This window comes from Lacinutrix undariae, from assembly GCF_052934785.1.
Genome location: NZ_CM128809.1, coordinates 808,159 through 830,743, shown reverse-complemented (window position 1 = coordinate 830,743; position 22,585 = coordinate 808,159). Strand labels below are relative to the sequence as shown.

The window sequence follows — 22,585 nt, the reverse complement described above, 5'->3', positions numbered from 1 at the left end:
AGATTAAGCAACAGTATTACTACATTTGTAAATTCATATTGATACAATTTTTATGAGTAAAAAAGATAGTAAACGTCGCGAAGCATTAGTATATCATGCTAAGCCAACTCCAGGAAAAATACAAGTAGTACCTACAAAAAAATACGCTAGCCAAAGAGATTTAGCATTAGCCTATTCACCAGGTGTAGCCGAACCTTGTTTGGAAATCGCTAAAGATAAAAACAATGCCTATAAATATACAGCCAAAGGTAACCTAGTAGCTGTAATCTCTAACGGAACAGCTGTTTTAGGATTAGGAAACATAGGACCCGAAGCCTCAAAACCAGTAATGGAAGGAAAAGGCTTACTGTTTAAAATATTTGCAGATATTGATGTTTTTGATATTGAAGTAGATACCGAAAATATTGAAGAATTTATTCAAACGGTAAAAATGATTGCACCAACTTTTGGTGGAATTAACCTTGAAGATATTAAAGCACCCGAAGCCTTTGAAATTGAACGTCGCTTAAAAGCCGAATTAGATATTCCGGTAATGCATGACGATCAACACGGAACCGCTATAATTTCTGCAGCAGCATTACTTAATGCCTTAGAAATTGCCGGTAAAAAAATTAGTGAAGCTAAGATTGTAATTAGTGGAGCCGGTGCAGCAGCTATTTCATGTTCTAGATTATACCAAGCTTGTGGTGCAGACCGCAAAAATATGGTGATGGTAGATAGTAAAGGGGTTATTCGTGATGATAGAGACAACCTTACTACAGAAAAAGCAGAATTTGCTACACATCGTAAAATTGATACATTAGCAGAAGCAATGAAAGATGCCGATGTGTTTATTGGGCTTTCAAGAGCCGATGTTGTGCAACCAGAAATGCTAAAAACAATGGCTATAAATCCTATTGTCTTTGCAATGGCAAATCCAGATCCAGAAATTGAATATGATTTGGCAATGGCTGCTAGAGAGGATATTATTATGGCAACTGGGCGTAGCGACCATCCTAATCAAGTAAATAATGTACTTGGTTTTCCTTTTATTTTTAGAGGAGCGCTAGATGTTCGTGCAACTAAAATTAATGAGGAAATGAAAATGGCCGCAGTATTTGCTATAGCTAAATTAGCTAAAGAACCTGTGCCAGAGCAAGTAAATATTGCTTATGATGAAACCAGATTAACCTTTGGTAGAGACTACATTATTCCAAAACCATTTGACCCACGTTTAATTGCCGAAATACCACCAGCAGTTGCAAAAGCAGCTATGGAAAGTGGTGTAGCAAAAGAACCAATTACAGATTGGGAAAAATACAGAGAAGCACTTTTAGAACGTTTAGGGTCTGATAATAAAATTGTAAGATTATTATTAAACAGAGCTAAACTAAACCCAAAACGTGTAGTGTTTGCTGAAGCAGATCAATTAGATGTGTTAAAAGCAGCGCAAATAGCGCACGAAGAAGGTATTGCAATTCCTATTTTATTAGGACGTCGCGATGCTATTGAGCGTTTAAAAGAAGAAATTGAATTTGATGCCGATGTGCAGATTATTGATCCGAAATCGGATGAAGAAGAAGCACGAAAAAATGAATACGCAAATGTATACTGGCAACAAAGTAGACGTAAAGGAATTACCTTATACGAAGCGCAGAAAAAAATGCGTGAGCGTAACTTTTTTGCAGCTATGATGGTTAACGAAGGAGATGCAGATGCATTAGTATCTGGATATTCTAGAAGTTATCCTTCGGTTGTAAAACCTATGTTAGAAATTATTGGTTTAGCACCTGGAGCAACTAGAGCTGCGGCAACCAATGTAATGATGACACAAAGAGGACCAATGTTTTTAAGTGATACCGCTATAAATATCAATCCGTCAGCTAAAGATTTAATTAAGATTGCTCAAATGACTTCCCGCGTTGTAAAAATGTTTGGAATGAAACCAGTAATGGCTATGACTTCTTTTTCAAACTTTGGATCTTCAAAAGATGAGACATCAACTAAAGTTAGAGAAGCTGTTTCTTATTTACATAAACGTTATCCTGATTTAGATATTGATGGAGAATTACAAACAGATTTCGCCTTAAATAGCGAGATGCTACAATCTACATTTCCATTTTCTAAACTAGCAGGAAAGAAAGTAAATACACTTATTTTTCCAAACTTAGAATCGGCTAATATCACTTACAAATTATTGAAAGAACTTAATAAAGCAGAATCTATCGGACCGATTATGATGGGAATGCGCAAACCAGTTCATATTATTCAATTAGGAGCAAGTGTTGATGAGATTGTAAACATGACGGCAATTGCTGTTATTGATTCGCAACAAAAGGAGCGACAAGAGCAAGAGCGTAAAACGCTATAATAAAAGTAATCAGCACTATAATCAAATTATTTATTACATTTGAGATATTAATTAACATAAATTAATGATAACACATATTCAAGGAAAACTTGTAGAGAAAAATCCAACCGACGTTGTTATTGACTGTAACGGTGTTGGTTATATGCTTAATATTTCGTTACATACGTTTTCTCAAATTCCAGATCAAGAATTAATTAAATTATATACTCACCTTCAAGTTAAAGAAGATTCCCATACGTTATTTGGGTTCTCTTCTTTAGCTGAACGTGAAATTTTTAGATTACTAATCTCTGTAAGTGGTATAGGCGCAAGTATTGCACGTACCATGTTATCATCTTTAACACCAAAACAAGTTAGAGAAGGTATTGCGCTTGGTGACGTCGCATTAATTCAATCTATAAAAGGAATTGGCGCAAAAACAGCACAACGTGTTATTATAGAACTCAAGGATAAAGTGTTAAAAATATATGACATCGATGAAGTTTCGGCTGTAAAAAGCAATACAAACAAAGATGAAGCGTTATCAGCTTTAGAAGTTCTTGGATTTAATAAAAAACAAGCAGAACGTGTAGTTGATAAAATTGTAGCTAACGAGCCAGAAGCAACTGTAGAGTCTATTATTAAAGCCGCATTAAAAAATTTATAAGCGATTTGAGTACAACCAACCATACTTTTAAAGAATTAATTAGACCTTATATCCTATTTAGTTTAGCAATACTGTGTAGCACATTTAGTTTTGCACAGGAAGCAATACCTGCTGATACAGATAGTACTAAAACAGGACATGCTTTAGGAAGTCTAAAAATGCCTAATCCTAATAGTGTTGTATCAAAATATACGTACGATGCCCAAATGGACAGGTATATCTTTACCGAAAAAGTTGGTGAGTTTAATCTTAATTATCCTATAATTTTAACTCCTGCAGAATATCAAAAATTAGTGCTTCGCGAACAACTTCAAGCTTATTATAAGAAAAAAGTTGATGCTGCCGAAGGAAGAAAAGAAGGTGCGGAAGACGAACAGAAAAATTTATTACCAGAATTTTATGTAGAATCTGCTTTTTTTGAAAGTATTTTTGGAGGAAATACTATTGAAATTGTTCCTCAAGGATCAGTTGAAATGGATTTAGGAGTCTTATTCACAAAACAAGAAAATCCATCATTTTCACCAAGAAATCAAAGTAATTTTACCTTCGATTTTGATCAACGAATTAGTTTAAGTTTACTAGGTCAAGTAGGAACACGTTTACAAGTAACAGCTAATTATGATACCGAATCTACTTTCGATTTTCAAAATTTAATCAAATTAGAATACACACCAACCGAAGATGATATTGTAAGAAAAATTGAAGTTGGTAACGTAAGTATGCCACTTAATAGTTCTTTAATCACAGGAGCACAAAGTTTATTTGGTGTAAAAACAGAATTACAGTTTGGAAAAACAAGCGTAACAGCTGTGTTTTCTGAACAAAAATCACAATCTCAAACCGTAGTATCACAAGGTGGTGGAACTTTAGAGGAGTTTTCTTTCTTTGCGCAAGATTACGATGAAAATCGTCACTTCTTCTTAGCGCAATATTTTAGAAATAACTATAACAAATCTTTAGAGAAATACCCATATATTAATAATAATATACAAATAACTCGTGCTGAAGTATGGGTAACTAATAGAACCAACCAAACAGAAAATATTCGTAATGTTGTAGCGCTTCAAGATTTAGGAGAGTCAGATATTCTTGGATTAGATGTTATTCCAGGTGGTTTTGTTAACGTAGGAGGGAATGCTTATCCTGATAATGAAAATAATGATTTTAATCCCTTAAATATTGGAGGAGCAGGATCACAGTTAAGTACAATGGTACGAGATATTACAACTGTTGAACAAGGTATTTTGGCAAGTGCAAATGAAGGTTTTGATTTTGGAAAACTTGAAAATGCCAGAAAACTAACAGAAAATTCAGATTATACTTTAAATACACAATTAGGTTATATTTCGTTAAACCAACGTTTGTTGAGTGACGAAATTCTAGCCGTAGCATTTCAATATACCGTAGGAGGTAAAGTATACCAAGTAGGGGAGTTTGCTAATGATGGAGTTTCAGCAACCGATGTTTCTACAGATACAGGAACAGGAAACCAAGTAGTAACTAATAATGCATTAGTATTAAAAATGCTTAAAAGTGCTATCACAAGTGTTGATGAACCGATTTGGGATTTAATGATGAAAAATATCTACGATACGGGTGCTTATCAACTAAGTCAGGAAGATTTTAAATTGAATATATTTTATAGCGAATCATCTGCTCTTAATTATATTACACCTGTTGAGGGAACCACATTTCCGCAATATGATAATAACTCAACCGATCCAACAGACGATACTGAGATATCTGAAACCCCTTTAATTCGCTTATTTCATTTAGATCGTTTAAACTATAATAACGATCCACAACTTGGAGGAGATGGATTTTTTGATTACGTTGAAGGACAAACCATACTTTCTGCCAACGGAAAAATTATTTTTACAAAAGTAGAACCTTTCGGACGTTATTTATTTGATGTTTTAGATGATGATGGTAATGATAATAATAATGAAGCCGATTATGAGGCGGATACTTATACCAACTTAAATCAAGAAAAATACGTTTACGATATTTTATATAAGTCTACCAAAACTGCCGCATTAGAACAGATTGAAAAAAATAAATTCCTTCTTAAAGGAAGTTATAAATCTTCAGGAAGTGATGGGATTTCTTTAGGCGCATTTAATGTACCTCAAGGATCTGTAGTTGTTACTGCTGGAGGACGTACCTTAATTGAAGGCGTTGATTATACCGTAAATTATCAATTAGGACGTGTACAAATTTTAGATGAAGCATTAAAAGCATCTACAACACCAATTAATGTTTCGGTAGAAAATAATGCTGTTTTTGGACAACAAAGCAAACGTTTTACGGGGATAAATGTTGAACATCAATTTAATGAGAACTTTGTATTAGGTGGTATATTTTTAAACCTAAGTGAACGCCCAATAACTCAAAAAGCAAATTATAATTCCGAACCTATAAATAATACCATTTTAGGTTTCAACGGAAACTATTCAACCGAAGTTCCGTTCTTAACACGATTAGCTAATAAACTACCTAATATTGATACCGATGTGCCATCAAACCTTTCTTTAAGAGGAGAATTTGCATATTTAGCACCAGGTTCGGCTAATGGTGCCGATTTTAACGGAGAAGCCACAGCTTATGTTGATGATTTTGAAGGTACACAAGGTGCTATCGATTTACTATCGGCAAGTTCTTGGTATTTGTCAAGTAGACCACGTACTGTTAATAACGCAACTTATGATAATCCTATAAATTTTACAGGTGTTGAAAACGGTTACGACAGAGCATGGTTAAACTGGTATACTGTAGATCCTATTTTTTACAGTACACAACGCCCAAGTGGTGTTACCGATGATGATGTTTCTAATTTATATACAAGACGTGTATTTATAGATGAAATTTTTCCTGAAATAGATATTTCTCAAGGACAAACTACTGTGATTTCTACTTTAGATTTAGCCTATTACCCAGCAGAAAGAGGACCATATAATTTTGATCCTTCAGCAGCAGATGGTACTATTAATAATCCAAGTAATGCTTGGGCAGGTATTACCAGAGCAATTACCTCTACAGATTTTGAACAAGCCAATGTTGAGTATATTGAATTTTGGGTGCAAGATCCTTTTCTAGATGATTTTACAGGAACAAACCCAGGAGGGAAATTAAAAATTAACTTAGGTAATATCTCAGAGGATATTCTTAAAGATGGTAAAAAACAATATGAAAATGGATTGCCAGAAGATGGAGATATTAGTATTCTAACTCCAGAAACTGCTTTTGGTACCGTCGTTCCAACCAATCAATCTTTAATTTATACATTTTCTTCAACAGGTAATCAGCGTACCAACCAAGATGTTGGGTATGATGGTTATGATGATGCCGAAGAAATCTCAAAATTTGGTGCGCAATTTGGATCAGATCCATCAAATGATAATTATACCTATTTCTTAAATACTGATGGAGATATTTTTGAACGTTACAAATATTATAACGGCTTAGAAGGGAATTCACCAGATACATTTACCGAAACCAATAGAGGATCTACAACACAGCCTGACGTAGAAGATATCAATAGAGATAATACTATGAATACTATTGATAGTTATTATGAGTATGAAATTGATATTACACCAGCATCTTTAAATATAAATAACGAGCAGATTAATGACATCAAAACCCGAGATGTTGAGTTGCCAAATGGAGATGTAAGAGAGGTCACTTGGTACCAATTCAGAATTCCTATTTCCGAACCAACGGCAGCCATCGGAGGTATTTCAGATATTAGATCCATACGTTTTGCACGTTTATTTTTAAATGAATTTACTCAAAATACTGTATTGCGTTTTGCAACTTTAGATTTAGTACGAAGCGATTGGAGACGTTATACTTTAGATTTAGATAACGACAATACGAATAACAGTGCCAATGCAGAGTTAACAACCGGAGTAGTAAGTTTACAACAAAACGAAGGAAATTATGTGCTACCTCCAGGTGTTGAACTAGAAGAATTAAATAACAACAATAATATTATCAGTCAGGATGAGCAATCATTAGTTATAAATGTATGTGACTTAGAACCTACTGATTCAAAAGGAGTTTATAAAAATATCAGTATTGATATGCGTCAGTATAAAAAGCTACGTATGTTTATGCATGCTGAAAATGGTGACTCTGGAACTTTAGATGATAACGAAATGGTAGGGTTTATCCGTATGGGTAATGACTTTACAGATAATTATTATCAAATTGAAGTACCACTTAAAGTTTCAACAGGATCTGTTTTAGATACCGATGTTTGGCCAGAAGAAAATGAAATAAACATCTTACTATCATTATTACAAGACATAAAATCTGAAGGTATATTAAATGGAACTTTAGCTAATATAGAACCTACATTTTATGATGTAATTGATAACCAATTAAGTGCTAATCCAGTAACAGAGTTCTCAGATTATACAGAAGGACAACAACGTATTGCTATAAAAGGAAATCCTAATTTTGGAGATATTAGAGTTTTAATGCTTGGATTAAAAAGCATCAATCCTGATAACGAGAATGTTTGTGGAGAATTCTGGTTTAATGAACTGCGTTTAGCCGATATGGATAACGAAGGGGGTTGGGCAGCTGTAGCAAGTGTAGATACTAATATTGCCGATTTTGCTAGTATTAGTGCTACCGGTAGAAAAAGTACTGCAGGGTTTGGTTCTGTTGAACAAGGCCCAAGCGAGCGTAGTATTGAAGATGTACAACAATATGATGTAGTAACTAATGTTAATTTAGGGCAATTATTACCAAAAAAATGGGGAATTCAAGTGCCATTTAATTATTCGCAAAGTGAAGAGTTGGTAACTCCTAAATACGATCAGTTTTATAATGATTTAACTTTAGATTCTCGTCTTTCAGCAGCTGATACTGATGAAGAGCGCGAAACCATTGAATCTCAATCTGAAGAATATACAAAACGGAAAAGTATCAATTTTATAGGTGTTAAAAAACAACGTACAGGTGAAGCAAAACCTAAAGTTTATGATGTTGAGAATTTAACATTCAATTATTCATATAACAAAGTTGAATACAGAGATTACGAAATTGAGAGTTCATTAGATCAAAATATAAAAGCAGGTGTTAACTATGCGTATAGTTTTCAGCCATTAATTATTGAGCCTTTTAAAAATAACGATTCACTGTTTACCGGAAAATATTGGAAAATATTAAAAGATTTTAATCTTAATTTATTACCAACTAATTTTTCTGTAAATACAAATATTGTAAGACAATTCAATAAACAAAAATTTAGAGAAGTAGGATTAACTTCTGCAGATATTGGTGTTGAAGAGTTATTCCGAAGAAATTATACTTTCGATTTTCAATATGCAATTAACTATAATATTACAAAAGCGTTAAGTTTCAATTTTAATGCGGCAAACAATAATATTGTAAGAAACTATTTTGTTGATGATGTGCTTAATGGTGAGCAAGATGCATCATTAGATGTTTGGGACGGATTCTTTGATCTAGGAGATCCTAATATTCAGAATCAACAATTTCAATTAAACTATGAAATACCATTATATAAAATTCCAACATTAAGTTTTATGAGAGCATCATATTCTTATACTGGAGATTTTCAATGGACAAAAGGTTCTGATTTAAATACTAATTTTGAATATACCGATCCAACAACAGGTGCGGTTTCAACTTACGATTTAGGAAACTCCATACAAAATGCAAACACGCATAATTTAAACACAACGTTTAATATGGAGACGTTATATAAGCATTTAGGTTTAGTAAAAAAGAAGGCTCAAAAATCAAGAATATCTTCTCGTAAAAGAGGTATTCCGGGACGATCTTTAAATGCAAATGCTACTCCAGAACCTGTTGAGAAATCTAAAAAAGGTGTCGGTTCAAAATTATTAAACGGTGCTATTGATTTGGTGACGAGTGTAAAACGTGTGCAGATTAATTATTCTGAAAACAACGGATCTTACTTACCAGGATATTTAAGAACTCCAGGTTTTATTGGAACATTAAAACCAACACTAGGCTATACTTTTGGTAGCCAAAGTGATATTAGAAGCCAAGTAGCAAGTAATGGATGGTTAACCGTTTTTCCAGAATTTAATCAACAATATACCGAGACTACAAACCGTATTTTAGATATTTCGGCAAATGTAGAATTGATTAAAGATTTAAAAATAGATCTTACTGGAGGACGTGTATATGCCGAAAGTATTACAGAAAACTTTAACGCTACCGATCTTAATGGCGACGGGTTTAGTGATACATACAACACATTAATTACTAATGCCTACGGAAACTTTAATATCTCTACCTCATTAATAAAAACAGCATTTAGCCCAAGTAACGAAACCGAATCTAAAGCTTTTGATGATTTTAGAGCCAACCGAAAAGTAATTGCTAATCGTTTGGCACGTAAATTTTACGGGAATTCAACATACGCAGTAGATGCCGAAGGTTACCCATTAGGATTTGGTAAAACAAGTCAGGCAGTATTATTACCATCATTTTTATCGGCTTACCAAGGTGTTAATCCAGAAAAAGTAAAATTAGGTGCGTTTAGAGATATTCCAATCCCTAACTGGCAATTAAAATATACTGGATTTATGAAAATGAAATGGTTTAAAAAACGCTTTAAACGTTTCTCTCTTACACATGGTTACCGCTCTAGCTATACCGTAAATCAATTTATTACTAATTTAGATTATAGTGCAGCAGATCCAACAGTAGGTTATGCATCTCAAGATGACGACGTATTAGATCAGTCTGGAAATTATAAAAATCAAACACTATTTAGTAATATCAATTTAGAAGAACAATTTAGCCCATTATTCCGTATTGATTTCGAAATGAAAAACTCTATTAAAGTATTAATAGAAATGCAAAAAGATAGAGTGTTATCATTAAGTTTTGATAATAATTTACTAACAGAAATTCAAGGAAAAGAATACACATTAGGATTAGGTTACCGTATAAAAGATGTAAAAATCAATGCAAAAATGGCAGGTCCAAAACAAATTATAAAAAGTGATCTTAATATGAAAGCAGATATTTCGGTAAGAAATAATAAAACTATTATTAGATATCTAGATATTGAAAACAATCAAGTAACATCAGGGCAAACTGTATGGGCACTTAAGTATAATGCAGATTATGCTTTTAGTAAAAACTTAACAGGAATTTTTTACTTTGATTATAATTTTTCAGAATACGCTATTTCAACCTCATTTCCACAAACAACAATACGTTCAGGAATTACATTAAGATATAATTTTGGAAACTAAATAGGAAGTCTTTAATTTCTGAAGAAAAAAAATAAAAAAACAACTAAAATTGAGCATTTAAAAAATTACATTTGCTCAAACAAAAAATAACACAATGAATATACCAGCAGAATTAAAGTACACAAAAGACCACGAATGGGTAAAAATTGAAGGCGATACAGTAACTATCGGTATTACAGATTTTGCACAAAGTGAATTAGGAGATATCGTTTATGTTGAAGTTGAAACTTTAGATGAAACTTTAGATGCCGAAGAAATTTTTGGAACCGTTGAAGCTGTAAAAACAGTATCAGATTTATTTTTACCAGTATCTGGTGAAATTATTGCTTTTAACGATACTCTAGAAGATGCTCCAGAAAATGTAAATACCGATCCTTACGGTGATGGTTGGATGATTAAAGTAAAAGTTTCAGATGCCTCTCAATTAGATGAGTTAATGTCTGCAGACGATTATAAAGCATTAATAGGTGCCTAATAAACAATTAGCTCTAGTAGCATTGCTAAGCTTTGTAGCGGCTTTAACCGTGCTTAGTCTTATTTCTATTACGAGTATGCCAGAGATAGGAACTAATAATGATGATAAAATTTATCATGCAACAGCCTATTTTATATTTACCATTTTAACCTATAATTATTTTTATAGCATTAAGATAAAGTATAAAATGCTTTTGTCATTTTGCATTCCTGTTATTTATGGCATTATAATTGAGTTTTTACAAAGCGTAGTATCAAGTACAAGAATTTCAGATTTTTATGATGCTGTAGCTAACTTTATAGGAGTAGTAATTGCGCTAATCCTTATTAAGTTTATTGTAAACCTAAAGTTAAATAAAAATAATCACTTGCATTTTTAATAATTAATTGGTTATTTTAGCAATCCTTAAAACATTTTAAGCACTATGGAACCGAAAAAAAATCCTAAAGCAGACGTCAGCAGAAATAGTTCAATCTATTTTGCAGTAGGTCTTGCCTTAATGTTATTAATAACAAACCTAACAATCAACTTTAAAACTTACGACAAAGAAGCTATTGATATAGGAGAAGTAAGTATGGATGAATTTCAAGATGAAGAAATTCCTATTACTCAACAAGAGTTGTTACCACCGCCACCACCGCCACCACCAGCTGCTCCCGAAGTAATCGAGATTGTTGAAGATGAGGTTGAGGTTGAAGAAACAGTTATTGAATCTACAGAAACAAGTCAAGAAGAAGAAATTGTTGAAGTAGAAGATGTACAAGTTGAAGAAGTTGAAGAAGATATTGAAGTCCCTTTTTCAGTAATTGAAAACGTACCAGTTTTCCCTGGATGTGAAAACAAAAAAGGAAACAATGCTAAAAAAGCATGTATGTCTGAAAAAATTAGCCGATTTGTAAATAAGAAATTTAATACAGATTTAGCTAGTGAATTAGGATTATCAGGAAGACAACGTATTAACGTTATATTTAAGATTGACAAGAGCGGAAACATAACAAACATTATGGCTAGAGCTCCTCACCCAGGATTAGAAAAAGAAGCTAAACGTGTTATTGGATTACTTCCAAAAATGCAACCAGGAAAACAAAGAGGGAAATCTGTAACAGTTCCATATTCGTTACCAATCTTATTCCAAGTACAAGACTAAAAACAACAGTTTTTACATATAATTAAAAAACCCGTCTAAATTAATAGGCGGGTTTTTTGTTTTTGGTATGCTTATTGCAATTTTATCATAATATTAACATTTTAAATTTAAATATTATGAAAGAAACGAACAAAACACACACAGTTGCTGGTCAGAGCAATGGTGAAGTTTCAAAATCGCAAAAGCATGATGCAAATTTACAAAAAAACTCCACCTTGTTCTTTCAAGTGGGACTTATTCTTTGTTTACTTGGTACCTACGCGCTTTTAGAGATGAATTTTGAAAAAAAAATTCCCATTCAAGAAACTGCAATATTAATGGATGATGGTCCTACAGAGTTTGTAGTAGAAAAATTTCAAATCTACGATGCCCAAGCTCCTAAGAAGACAGAGCAACAACAAAAACTTCCGGTACTAACAGAAGATCCTATTATTGTTGATAATGATACTCCAGAGCATAAAATTACAGATGTTATTGACGTTGCACCAGAAGTTACCAGTGATCCCGTAGATGCAGATGATATAATTGTTGACGTGATTGATGTTGTGATTGCTCCAGTGCCTTTTTACAAAATTGAAAAAGCACCTGTATATCCAGGTTGTGAAGACGAAAAAACGAATGCCGATCGCAAAAAATGTATGTCTGAAAAGATTACACGTTTGGTGAGTAAAAAATTCTCTACAGATATTGCTTCAGATTTAGGATTATCAGGATACCAACGTATTTATGTTGAATTTAAAATCAATAAAATAGGTGAGGTAACAGATATTAAAGCAAGAGCACCACATACAGGATTAGAAGAAGAAGCAAAACGTGTAGTGAACAGAATACCAAAAATGTCTCCAGGGATGCAAAGAGGTAATGCAGTTGATGTAATTTATGCACTTCCAATTGTATTTGAAGTAAGAAATTAATCACTAATAATTAAATTTTTTAAATACTTAAAACCGCTATCTTTAATTGATAGCGGTTTTTTAATATTCCAATTTTGAAAAAAACAGTATCTTTCCACCTTAAAAGTTAGCTAGCATTTATATGAAGAAATTCGCCTTTATCTTTTTGGTTTTAATTCAATCTTATGGATTTTCTCAACAGATAGAAACATATCAAAAATCACCAGTTTTTCCTGAATGTGATTCAGAATCTATTGCAGACTTAAAGCTGTGTTTCAATAATAAGTTGAATCAATATATTTTTAATAATTTTAAAGTGCCACAAAAAGTAACCAATGATAATTATCAAGGTGAAATGAAGTTATTATTTGAAGTTGATAAAGAAGGTGTTGTAGATATCTTATACATAGATGCCGTTTATACGGAATTAAAAACTGAAGCAGAACGTCTCTTTGATAGTTTACCAAAATTACAGCCTGGTACCTATAATGGGCGACCTACTTTTTTTCAATATTCAATAGCGATAAAAATTCCTTTAGAAGACCCAGCTGTACTTAAAGCAAAAGCTGAAGAAACTATGGTTGATGTAAAAGCAACCACAAATTTAAATGCTACAATCTCTAAAGAATATGATAGTATCAATTCTCATATCGTAAAATATCAAGATTTAGAATATAAAAGTCAGTTAAATATTCCTTTTACACATACCTCTTATGCACGTTTTGATGCTGAAATGAATGCCTTAGGAACTAATAGTCATACGGCATCTAAACCATTTATGTATAATGATGTTGCACCATATTATGATTTTGAAGCTGAAAAAAAAGAACTTCTTAAAGATTCAGAAGGTTGGTGGGCAAGAAAATTATGGAACGAACATTTAGTGCAAATTCAAGGTGAAGATTATTGGTTTACTGCAGATCCTGTTTTCGATTTACAAGTAGGAAAAGATACTGAAGCCGAATTTAGTACTACATACAATAACACAAGAGGCGTTTATATTCAAGGAGGCTTGGGGGATAAATTTAGTTTCTCGGCTTCTGTATTTGAAAGTCAAGGGCGTTTTGCGCAATATTTTAATGATTATGCCGAAAGTTTAAAAGCCTTTGGTCCTGATCCAGCAATTGTTCCTGGTCGAGGAATAGGTAAAGAATTTAAAGAGAATGGTTATGATTATCCTGTAGCCGAAGCTTATTTATCATATTCACCTGCTAAATTTATTAATGTACAGTTTGGTCATGGAAAGAATTTTATAGGTGATGGTTACCGTTCATTATTGCAAAGTGATGTAGCAAGTCCGTATCCATTTTTAAAATTAAATACCAAATTCTGGAAAATTAAATACACCAATACCTGGATGTGGTTAAAAGATGTACGCCCCGAAGTTACAGAAGATGGCGCATTCTTAACCAAATATATGGCAAATCATTATTTAAGTTGGAATGTTTCAAAGCGTCTTAATATAGGATTATTTGAATCTGTGGTTTGGACAGATAGTAATGATCGTGGTTTTGATGTAAATTATCTTAATCCAATTATTTTCTATAGAGCTATTGAATTTGAAACCGGCCAAGATGCAGGAAATGCGATTGTTGGTGCTTCAGCAAAATATAAATGGAATAATAAAGTAAATTTTTACGGGCAATTTATCTTAGATGAGTTTTCATTAAATGATATAAGAGGAGGTAATAAAAGTTGGAAAAATAAATTTGGTTATCAAATAGGAGCCAAGTATTTTAATGCTTTTAAGGTTGATAATTTATTACTTCAAGCCGAATATAATCGTGTGAGACCTTATACGTATTCTCATAATACAGTAGCACTTAATTACGGACATAATAATCAGCCCATGGCACACCTTTGGGGAGCTAATTTTAGTGAGTTAATACTTATTGGTCGTTATAATTACAAACGCTGGTTTGCTGATGGAAAATTAATTTTTGGAGTGCGAGGATTCGATTTTAATAATGAAACAGATAGTTTTAGCTACGGAAGTGATATCTATCGTACTTATAACGATCGTCCATTTGATACAGGAGTAGAAGTTGGCCAAGGAATTAAAACCAAAACTTTTAATGCCGAGTTACAAGCTGGGTATATTGTTAACCCTGCAAGTAACTTAAGACTATTCACCAATATAAGTTTTAGAGATTTTAATCCTAATGCTACTACAGCTTCAGTTGTAAAAAGCAATACAACTTGGGTGAGTTTTGGTGTAAGAACTGATTTGTTTAATTGGTATAATGATTTCTAATTCTTACAAGTCTAAAAATATTTTAAAGACGTTATAATTTTCATATATTTTATTAAAAAGCTAACATCCATCGTAATTAATAGGTTGACAACTTTCTTTTTTATAAGAATATTGAATAAAACAGACAATTTTATTTATTATTTACGAATTACTTTTATTTAGCGTTGGTGGTATTCAATTTTCAAAGTATCTTTGCAATCGCAATTTAAAGCGACAAATAATACAAATTTGAGCACTACAACCCCTTCTAATTTAACCCCAGCAACTATGATTTCTGATTTTAAAGAAATCACAAAGGTGAGACTTTCCGTTAGTGTCGTGTTCTCATCGATCGCGGGATACTTATTAGGAACTGATGTTGTTGAAATTTACACCTTAATACTTTTATCTTTTGGTGGTTATTTTATGGTTGGAGCATCAAATGCATTTAATCAAATTATAGAAAAAGATTTAGATGCGTTAATGGATCGTACTAAAAACCGACCAATTCCAGCAGGAAGAATGAGCGTAAACACCGCTTTTATAATTGCTGTTGTTTTTACAATATTAGGTCTTGCCTCGTTATACATTATTAATCCTCGCACCGCAATGTATGGTGCAATCTCAATATTTTTATATACCTGTGTGTATACACCGTTAAAAACAAAAACACCAATTTCTGTTTTTGTAGGTGCTATTCCTGGTGCAATCCCTTTTATGTTAGGTTGGGTTGCCGCAAGTAACGATTTTGGTATTGAACCAGGAACTTTATTTGCATTACAATTTTTCTGGCAATTCCCTCACTTTTGGGCGATTGGGTGGTTTTTATTTGAAGATTATGAAAAAGGAGGTTTCTTTATGTTACCTACCCGGAAAAAAGATAAAGGTACAGCGGCACAAATTATTATGTATACCGTTTGGACTATATTAGTATCAATAATTCCTGTGTTTGGTTTTACAGGAGATTTACAACTATCTATTGTTGCTGCAATTTTAGTGTTTGTTTTAGGATTAGTAATGTTGCGTTATGCTATTATTCTTTTTAAAGTTAGAACTGCTAAAGCTGCAAAACAATTAATGTTAGCTAGTGTAACTTACATTACATTACTTCAAATTATATACGTTGTAGATAAATTTTTAAGATAAGATGGATTTAACAGAAGGAACATTAGAAGAGAAAACTGGAAGAGCAAAAAAAATGATGTTATGGTTTGGTATCATTTCATTAGTGATGTCTTTTGGAGGACTCACAAGTGCTGTAATAGTTAGTAGTACAAGACCAGATTGGCTAAATGACTTTCAATTACCATCGGCATTTTTAATTAGCACAATTATTATATTAATAAGTAGTGCTACTTATTATCTTGCAAAACGCGCTTTAAAAGTAGATAACCGCCAAGGTGTTACCTTATGGCTATTAGTTACCTTAGGATTGGGTATTGCATTTATTGTAAGTCAATTTTTAGGATTCTCACAAATTATAGATTTAGGATATAATTTTACGGGGCCAACTAGTAATGTGACCATGTCTTTTGTGTATGTTATTGCAGTATTTCATATATTGCACGTCATTGCAGGACTAATCTCGTTGTTAGTTGTAATTTATAATCATTTTAAACAAAAATATAGTGCGACAAAAACGCTTGGTTTTGAACTCTCAGCTACGTTTTGGCACTTTATTGATGTGTTATGGTTATTCCTCTTTTTATTTTTAAATTTCATTAGATAAATAAATTGATTATTTTTGTTCAACATTTTAAAAACTAAACGCTTTATATGAATACTACAGTTGCAAATACTGGTACAGATGGCAAAACTTGGGGTGGAGGTAATGATCCTCTAAAAGCAAGTTATGGTAAAATGATGATGTGGTTTTTCATCGTTTCCGATGCTTTAACATTTTCAGGTTTCCTCGCTGCCTACGGATTTTCGAGATTTAAATTTATTGGGTCTTGGCCTATAGCTGATGAGGTATTTACTCACGTTCCATTTTTACATGGGCAAGAGTTACCTATGATATACGTAGCGTTTATGACGTTTGTATTAATCATGTCTTCAGTTACAATGGTGCTTGCTGTAGATGCAGGTCATCACATGAAAAAATCCAAAGTGACTATTTATATGTTCCTTACCATTATTGGAGGAATTATATTTGTAGGATCTCAAGCTTGGGAATGGAAAACATTTATTCAAGGTGAATTTGGTGCAGTACAAACTAAAGGAGGAAATATTCTTCAATTTGGTGAGTATAAAACTATAGACGGAGAAGAAGTGTTTAAACGCGTTGCTGTTGAAGGATTTGCAATTGCAGATACACATAACGAAAGAATTCCTCATGAAAGTAAAGACGGTTTATGGTTTGTTGACGAAGCAACCTTACCAATTTTTACTGTTAATGAAGTCATTAAAGGACTAGAAGCTAATGAGAATATCTTAATAAGAACTCAAATTCTTAACGAAGAAGGTCATAAAACAGTATTATCTAGAGAAGCATCTCTAACTGAACTTAAAAAGAATGGAAAACTTGTAGTGAAAGGTGCAAACCTTCATGTTAATGAGTATGGATCTTCTTTATTCGCAGATTTCTTTTTCTTTATTACAGGATTCCACGGTTTCCACGTACTTTCGGGTATCATTCTTAATATCATTGTGTTTTTCAATGTTGTTATTGGAACTTACGAAAGAAGAAAAAGCTACGAAATGGTTGAGAAAGTTGGTTTATACTGGCACTTTGTAGATTTAGTTTGGGTATTTGTATTCACATTCTTTTACCTAGTTTAATTAGAATAAATTAAGAACATGGCACACGCAGAACATAAATTAGAAATATTTAGAGGTCTTTGGAAATTTAAATCCAATACCCAAAAAATTTGGGGAGTATTAATCCTTTTATCAGTTATTACAGCTGTAGAAGTTGTTTTAGGGATATACAAGCCAGAATCTTTAATGGGTAAAGTGTTAGGGATGAAATTACTTAACTGGATTTTCATTATACTAACCGTAGTAAAAGCCTATTATATTACTTGGGATTTTATGCACATGAGAGACGAAGTAAAAGGGTTAAGACGCGCCGTTGTATGGGTAGGTATATTTTTAATTTGCTACTTAGTATTTATCTTATTAACAGAAGGTAATTATATTGAAGGTGTTTACTCTAACGGTTTTATTAAAACAGATTTTTAAATAAAAACTTTTTAGTTAAATAGATAAAAAAAGGCGGTTTTTAAACCGCCTTTTTTTAATTTTGCCCCACTATGAAAAAAACTAAACAGTATATCATTTTAGGGGTTTTATTCTTTCTTCCAGTTACGTTTTTGTTGTTTTTAATACCTGCAGATCATAACTACACTCCTTTAGAAATCATCAACTCAAATGTTGATGAAATTATCTATACATCTACCGATGCTTCTAAAGACATTCAACTTAAAGATCACATTACTGTATTAGGCTTTTTAGGAAATACACCTATGGATAATGCCGTAGCAACTTTAAACCTAAAAGAACTTGTTTACGATAAATTTAAAGGCTTTAAAACGTTTCAAATCGTATTAGTTGCACCAAATGGTACTCAAGAAAGTGTAAAAGCTCTTAAAAGCGAAATCAATACCTACGAAGAACTTAAATTTTGGCATTATGTATTTGCTTCTCCAAGTGAAATTTTATCTTTATACAATAGTTTAGATGCTAGTAACTCACTAAATTTAAGTACAGGATCTAAATCTGTGTTTATTATTGACAAAGAATTAAATCAACGTGGTAGAGTAGATGATAGAGAGACTAAAGAGAAAGACGCAGAAAAACCTGTTTATGGTCTTACCGATTATAACTGTATTGAAGTTGCAGTGATCAAAAATAAAATGAACGACGATCTTCGTGTATTATTCACAGAATATAGAGAGAAACGAGAAGGTAAATTTAAATCCTCTCAAAAACGCCGTGAGCAAGAGATAAAAACCCAATCAAATGAGTAAAAAAAATAACTATTCGTACATAGGAATTGCATTTGTAATTTTAATTTTTGGAATATACTTTGTTCCCAAAATTGTAGACCGTATATCTAATGATGATGTTTCTAGAAACGAAAGCAGAAGTGATCAAAAAAATGAAAACTATGTGGCAGATTTAGAGTTTATAAAAAATGCTGAAGGTGAAGCTAAAAAAGTTCCTGACTTTAGTTTTACAGATCAAAATGGTAATATTATTACCAATAAAGATTTTGAAGGAAAAGTATATGTTATCGATTTCTTCTTTACAAGCTGCCCAACTATCTGCCCGCGTATGACTAGTAATCTGGTTGATATTCAAAATACATTTAAGGATAAAGATGATTTTGGGATTGCATCATTCAGTATTAACCCAGAAAATGATTCACCTGAAGTACTCAAAGCTTACGCTGATAAATATGGAGTAAACAACCCAGATTGGCACCTAATGACTGGCGAAAAAGATGCTATTTATAACTTAGCCAACAAAGGGTTTTTTATTTTTACTGCTGAAAATAGCGAAGTGGAAGGTGGTTTTGAACACTCAGGAAACTTTGCGCTTATTGATAAAAATGGATTTATTAGATCACGTGCCGTAGGTGGAAATCCATTAATTTATTACAATGGGATTATTTCTGAAACTGAAAAAGTTGATGATGATGGACAAGCTGAGCAAATATCGATGTTAAAAGCAGATATTACCAAGCTTCTTAAAGAGAACTAATAGTGTATTAAATAAGAAAATATGCCTAATCAAATAAAAGAACAGCAAAAAAAATATAATAAATGGATTGCTGTATTATCTATCGTAATACCAATTGTTGTTGCTGTACTATTTAGTGTGAAAATCCCTAACGTTAAGCCGTTAACATTTTTACCACCTATTTACGCATCTGTAAACGCTTTAACTGCAGTAATATTAATTATAGCATTTATTGCTGTGAAAAATAAAAAGATAGTGCTTCATGAAAAATTAATGACCACAGCAATATTTTGTTCGTTATTGTTTTTAATTATGTATGTTGCGTATCATATGACTAGTGATTCTACAGTTTTTGGAGGTGAGGGTATCATTAAATATGTTTATTATTTTATATTAATTACACATATTATACTATCTATCATCATTATTCCTTTTGTATTAATTACTTATTTAAGAGCATTGACCGATGATATTGATCGTCACAGAAAAATTGCTCGTATTACATTTCCTTTGTGGTTATATGTTACCATAACAGGAGTTATTGTTTATGTTATGATTTCACCTTATTACGCTTAAATATGACACGTAAAATTATAGTTTTTTTAGTTTTAGCCATGTATTCACTTCAAGCAAGTTCTCAATGCGCAATGTGTAGAGCTGTTTTAGAGAGTGAAGAAGGTTTATCTACTGCCAAAGGAATTAACGATGGGATTGTTTATTTAATGGCAATTCCTTACATCTTAGCTGCTGGTTTAGGATGTATCATTTATTTTAAGTATTTTAGAACAGATTCACATAAAAACTAGTGTTTTTTTAGTACAACTGTAACAACTTCTGGTTTTGTGAGTCTTATTAATAACAATATGAAAGAATGTCTTTAACATTTTTTTGGTATAAAGCCCTAAGGGTTTTATGTAATATTGTGAGAAATTAACCAACAAGCCATGATAGAAATTAAAGATTTACATAAATCTTACCACATGGGCAATAATTCGCTACATGTACTAAAAGGTATAAATTTTAGTGTAAAAGAAGGCGAATTAGTCTCTATAATGGGCTCTTCTGGCTCAGGAAAATCTACCTTACTTAATATTTTAGGGATGCTAGATGAAGCAGATACAGGACAGTATTTGCTAGATGATTTTCCTATTAAAAATCTTAACGAAAAAGTAGCTGCAAAATATCGAAACGAATTTTTAGGCTTTATTTTTCAATCCTTTAATCTTATTAACTATAAAACAGCGTTAGATAACGTAGCGCTTCCTTTATATTATCAAGGCGTAAAACGAAAAGAACGTATTGAAAAAGCCGAACATTATTTAGAGAAAGTTGGTTTAGCACAATGGTCGCACCACTTACCAAGTGAAATGTCTGGTGGTCAAAAACAACGTGTTGCCATAGCGAGAGCTTTAGCAAGTGACCCTAAAGTACTATTAGCCGATGAACCTACAGGAGCTTTAGATACCAAAACATCTTATGAAGTTATGGAACTCATACAAGGTATTAATGATGATGGAAAAACCATATTGTTAGTAACGCATGAGCATGATATCGCAAATATGACTAAGCGAATTGTAAACTTAAAAGACGGATTAATTATTGATGATAGTCCGGTGCAACAAGTAAGAGCATCACAATATGTTTGATATAGAGCGTTGGCAAGAAATCTTTGAAACCCTTAGCAAAAATAAACTTCGTACGTTTTTGACAGGACTTTCTGTAGCTTCCGGAATTTTCATTCTCGTTATCCTTTTAGGTTTTAGCAACGGAATTGAAAACGGAGTAACATCACAATTTCAAGGCGATGCAACAAATCGTATTTCTGTTTGGACAGGACAAACGACTAAAGAATACAAAGGGTTGAATCCTGGAAGATATATCCAGCTTAAAAATGGAACATTCAATATGATTTCTGAAAAATATAAAGATAATATTGAATATGAAACACCTACATATTCTATTTGGGGTGGATTAATTACTTATAAAAAAGAATCAGGGAATTATAGATTACGTGGTGTAAAATCCGATAATCAATTTATTGAGAATGCCGATATTGGAAGCGGACGGTTTATTAACGAATCGGATGATGTAGGAGCAAAAAAAGTAGCAGTAATAGGTGATAAAGTACGTCGTGATTTATTTAAAGATGTAGATCCTATTGGTGAAAATATTTCCGTTTACGGAATGACATTTAAGGTTATAGGTGTCTTTTTTGATCCAGGTGGAGAGCGAGAAGAAAGTCAGGTGTATATCCCAATTTCTACTGCGCAACGTGTATTTAATGCTGGAGATAATATTAGAAATATGATGTTTACAGTAAACATGACTGACAATTTTGATGAAGCAGTTGAAAATTCAAACCGAATATCAAAACAAATAGAAGTCGATATTAAAAAAATGCACACAGTAGCACCAGATGATGAAGGTGCGGTACGTGTAAATAATACATTAAAAGAGGCTAAAAAGATTTATTCTTTAATTGATACTATAAAAGCCGTGTTTTGGTTTGTTGGTATAGGTACTATTATCGCCGGTATTGTTGGTGTAGGAAATATCATGCTTATTATTGTAAAAGAACGTACTAAAGAAATTGGTATTCGTAAAGCTTTAGGAGCCTTACCAATGTCTATTGTTAGTATGATTTTACAAGAAGCAGTTTTTGTGACGATGTTCTCAGGGTTATTTGGTCTTATTTTAGGATTAGGCTTGTTAGAACTCGTTGGGCCACATATTGAGAGTGATTTTATAAAACATCCACAGGTAGATTTTAATATTGCTATAACCACGGTGTTTTTATTAGTGTTTGCTGGTGCTTTAGCTGGATTTATTCCAGCATACCGAGCAGCAAAAATAAAACCAATTGTAGCATTAAGAGACGAATAGT

At 32.4% G+C, this 22,585-nt stretch carries 18 protein-coding genes; all 18 read left to right on the top strand.

Annotation, left to right across the window (positions count from 1 at the left end; genetic code table 11):
* Positions 1 to 52: 52 nt before the first annotated feature.
* The 18 genes from ACU4C5_RS03760 to ACU4C5_RS03675 all read left to right on the top strand — a co-directional run bounded on the left by ACU4C5_RS03760 (position 53) and on the right by ACU4C5_RS03675 (position 22,584).
* Complete coding sequence (locus ACU4C5_RS03760) at positions 53 to 2,350, top strand: NADP-dependent malic enzyme (RefSeq protein WP_446845719.1); 2,298 nt, start codon at positions 53 to 55, stop codon at positions 2,348 to 2,350.
* Between the two features lie 64 nt (positions 2,351 to 2,414).
* Positions 2,415 to 2,996 carry a Holliday junction branch migration protein RuvA gene (ruvA, locus tag ACU4C5_RS03755; RefSeq protein WP_446845718.1) on the top strand — a complete coding sequence of 194 codons (582 nt, stop codon included), beginning with the start codon at positions 2,415 to 2,417 and terminating at the stop codon, positions 2,994 to 2,996.
* A gap of 5 nt (positions 2,997 to 3,001) precedes the next feature.
* Positions 3,002 to 10,267, top strand: a complete 7,266-nt coding sequence (gene sov, locus ACU4C5_RS03750) for a T9SS outer membrane translocon Sov/SprA (RefSeq protein ID WP_446845717.1) — start codon at positions 3,002 to 3,004, stop codon at positions 10,265 to 10,267.
* A 94-nt stretch (positions 10,268 to 10,361) separates the two neighbouring features.
* The gene (gene gcvH / locus ACU4C5_RS03745) at positions 10,362 to 10,742 is read left to right on the top strand and encodes a glycine cleavage system protein GcvH (RefSeq protein ID WP_446845716.1); all 381 of its coding nucleotides are present in this window, start codon (positions 10,362 to 10,364) and stop codon (positions 10,740 to 10,742) included.
* Positions 10,735 to 11,121 (top strand): VanZ family protein, encoded by a 387-nt coding sequence (locus tag ACU4C5_RS03740; RefSeq protein WP_446845715.1) that lies wholly within the window; start codon positions 10,735 to 10,737, stop codon positions 11,119 to 11,121. Before gcvH ends, ACU4C5_RS03740 begins: the two co-directional genes overlap by 8 nt.
* Positions 11,122 to 11,166: 45 nt before the next feature.
* Positions 11,167 to 11,889: an energy transducer TonB gene (locus tag ACU4C5_RS03735; protein ID WP_446845714.1), complete on the top strand. Its 723-nt coding sequence runs from the start codon at positions 11,167 to 11,169 to the stop codon at positions 11,887 to 11,889.
* Between the two features lie 116 nt (positions 11,890 to 12,005).
* Positions 12,006 to 12,803: an energy transducer TonB gene (locus ACU4C5_RS03730; protein WP_446845713.1), complete on the top strand. Its 798-nt coding sequence runs from the start codon at positions 12,006 to 12,008 to the stop codon at positions 12,801 to 12,803.
* 121 nt (positions 12,804 to 12,924) lie between these two features.
* Positions 12,925 to 15,036: a gliding motility outer membrane protein RemB gene (gene remB / locus ACU4C5_RS03725; RefSeq protein ID WP_446845712.1), complete on the top strand. Its 2,112-nt coding sequence runs from the start codon at positions 12,925 to 12,927 to the stop codon at positions 15,034 to 15,036.
* Between the two features lie 267 nt (positions 15,037 to 15,303).
* Positions 15,304 to 16,161, top strand: a complete 858-nt coding sequence (gene cyoE / locus ACU4C5_RS03720; RefSeq protein ID WP_446846421.1) for a heme o synthase — start codon at positions 15,304 to 15,306, stop codon at positions 16,159 to 16,161.
* A gap of 1 nt (position 16,162) precedes the next feature.
* Positions 16,163 to 16,744, top strand: coding sequence for a cytochrome c oxidase subunit 3 (locus ACU4C5_RS03715; RefSeq protein WP_446845711.1), 582 nt, complete (start codon positions 16,163 to 16,165; stop codon positions 16,742 to 16,744).
* A 47-nt stretch (positions 16,745 to 16,791) separates the two neighbouring features.
* Positions 16,792 to 17,796 carry a cytochrome c oxidase subunit 3 gene (locus ACU4C5_RS03710; protein WP_446845710.1) on the top strand — a complete coding sequence of 335 codons (1,005 nt, stop codon included), beginning with the start codon at positions 16,792 to 16,794 and terminating at the stop codon, positions 17,794 to 17,796.
* 18 nt (positions 17,797 to 17,814) lie between these two features.
* Positions 17,815 to 18,198 carry a cytochrome C oxidase subunit IV family protein gene (locus tag ACU4C5_RS03705; protein ID WP_446845709.1) on the top strand — a complete coding sequence of 128 codons (384 nt, stop codon included), beginning with the start codon at positions 17,815 to 17,817 and terminating at the stop codon, positions 18,196 to 18,198.
* Positions 18,199 to 18,269: 71 nt separating this feature from the next.
* Entirely contained in the window at positions 18,270 to 18,986 is a 717-nt protein-coding gene (locus ACU4C5_RS03700) for a hypothetical protein (RefSeq protein ID WP_446845708.1), read from the top strand.
* Positions 18,979 to 19,722 carry an SCO family protein gene (locus tag ACU4C5_RS03695; protein ID WP_446845707.1) on the top strand — a complete coding sequence of 248 codons (744 nt, stop codon included), beginning with the start codon at positions 18,979 to 18,981 and terminating at the stop codon, positions 19,720 to 19,722. The genes ACU4C5_RS03700 and ACU4C5_RS03695 overlap by 8 nt, the downstream gene beginning before the upstream one ends.
* Before the next feature lie 21 nt (positions 19,723 to 19,743).
* Complete coding sequence (locus ACU4C5_RS03690) at positions 19,744 to 20,277, top strand: DUF420 domain-containing protein (protein ID WP_446845705.1); 534 nt, start codon at positions 19,744 to 19,746, stop codon at positions 20,275 to 20,277.
* A 2-nt stretch (positions 20,278 to 20,279) separates the two neighbouring features.
* The gene (locus ACU4C5_RS03685) at positions 20,280 to 20,507 is read left to right on the top strand and encodes a CAMCR motif-containing small membrane protein (RefSeq protein WP_446845704.1); all 228 of its coding nucleotides are present in this window, start codon (positions 20,280 to 20,282) and stop codon (positions 20,505 to 20,507) included.
* A 138-nt stretch (positions 20,508 to 20,645) separates the two neighbouring features.
* Positions 20,646 to 21,347: an ABC transporter ATP-binding protein gene (locus tag ACU4C5_RS03680; protein ID WP_446845703.1), complete on the top strand. Its 702-nt coding sequence runs from the start codon at positions 20,646 to 20,648 to the stop codon at positions 21,345 to 21,347.
* Positions 21,340 to 22,584, top strand: coding sequence for an ABC transporter permease (locus ACU4C5_RS03675; protein WP_446845702.1), 1,245 nt, complete (start codon positions 21,340 to 21,342; stop codon positions 22,582 to 22,584). Before ACU4C5_RS03680 ends, ACU4C5_RS03675 begins: the two co-directional genes overlap by 8 nt.
* Position 22,585: the final 1 nt, after the last annotated feature.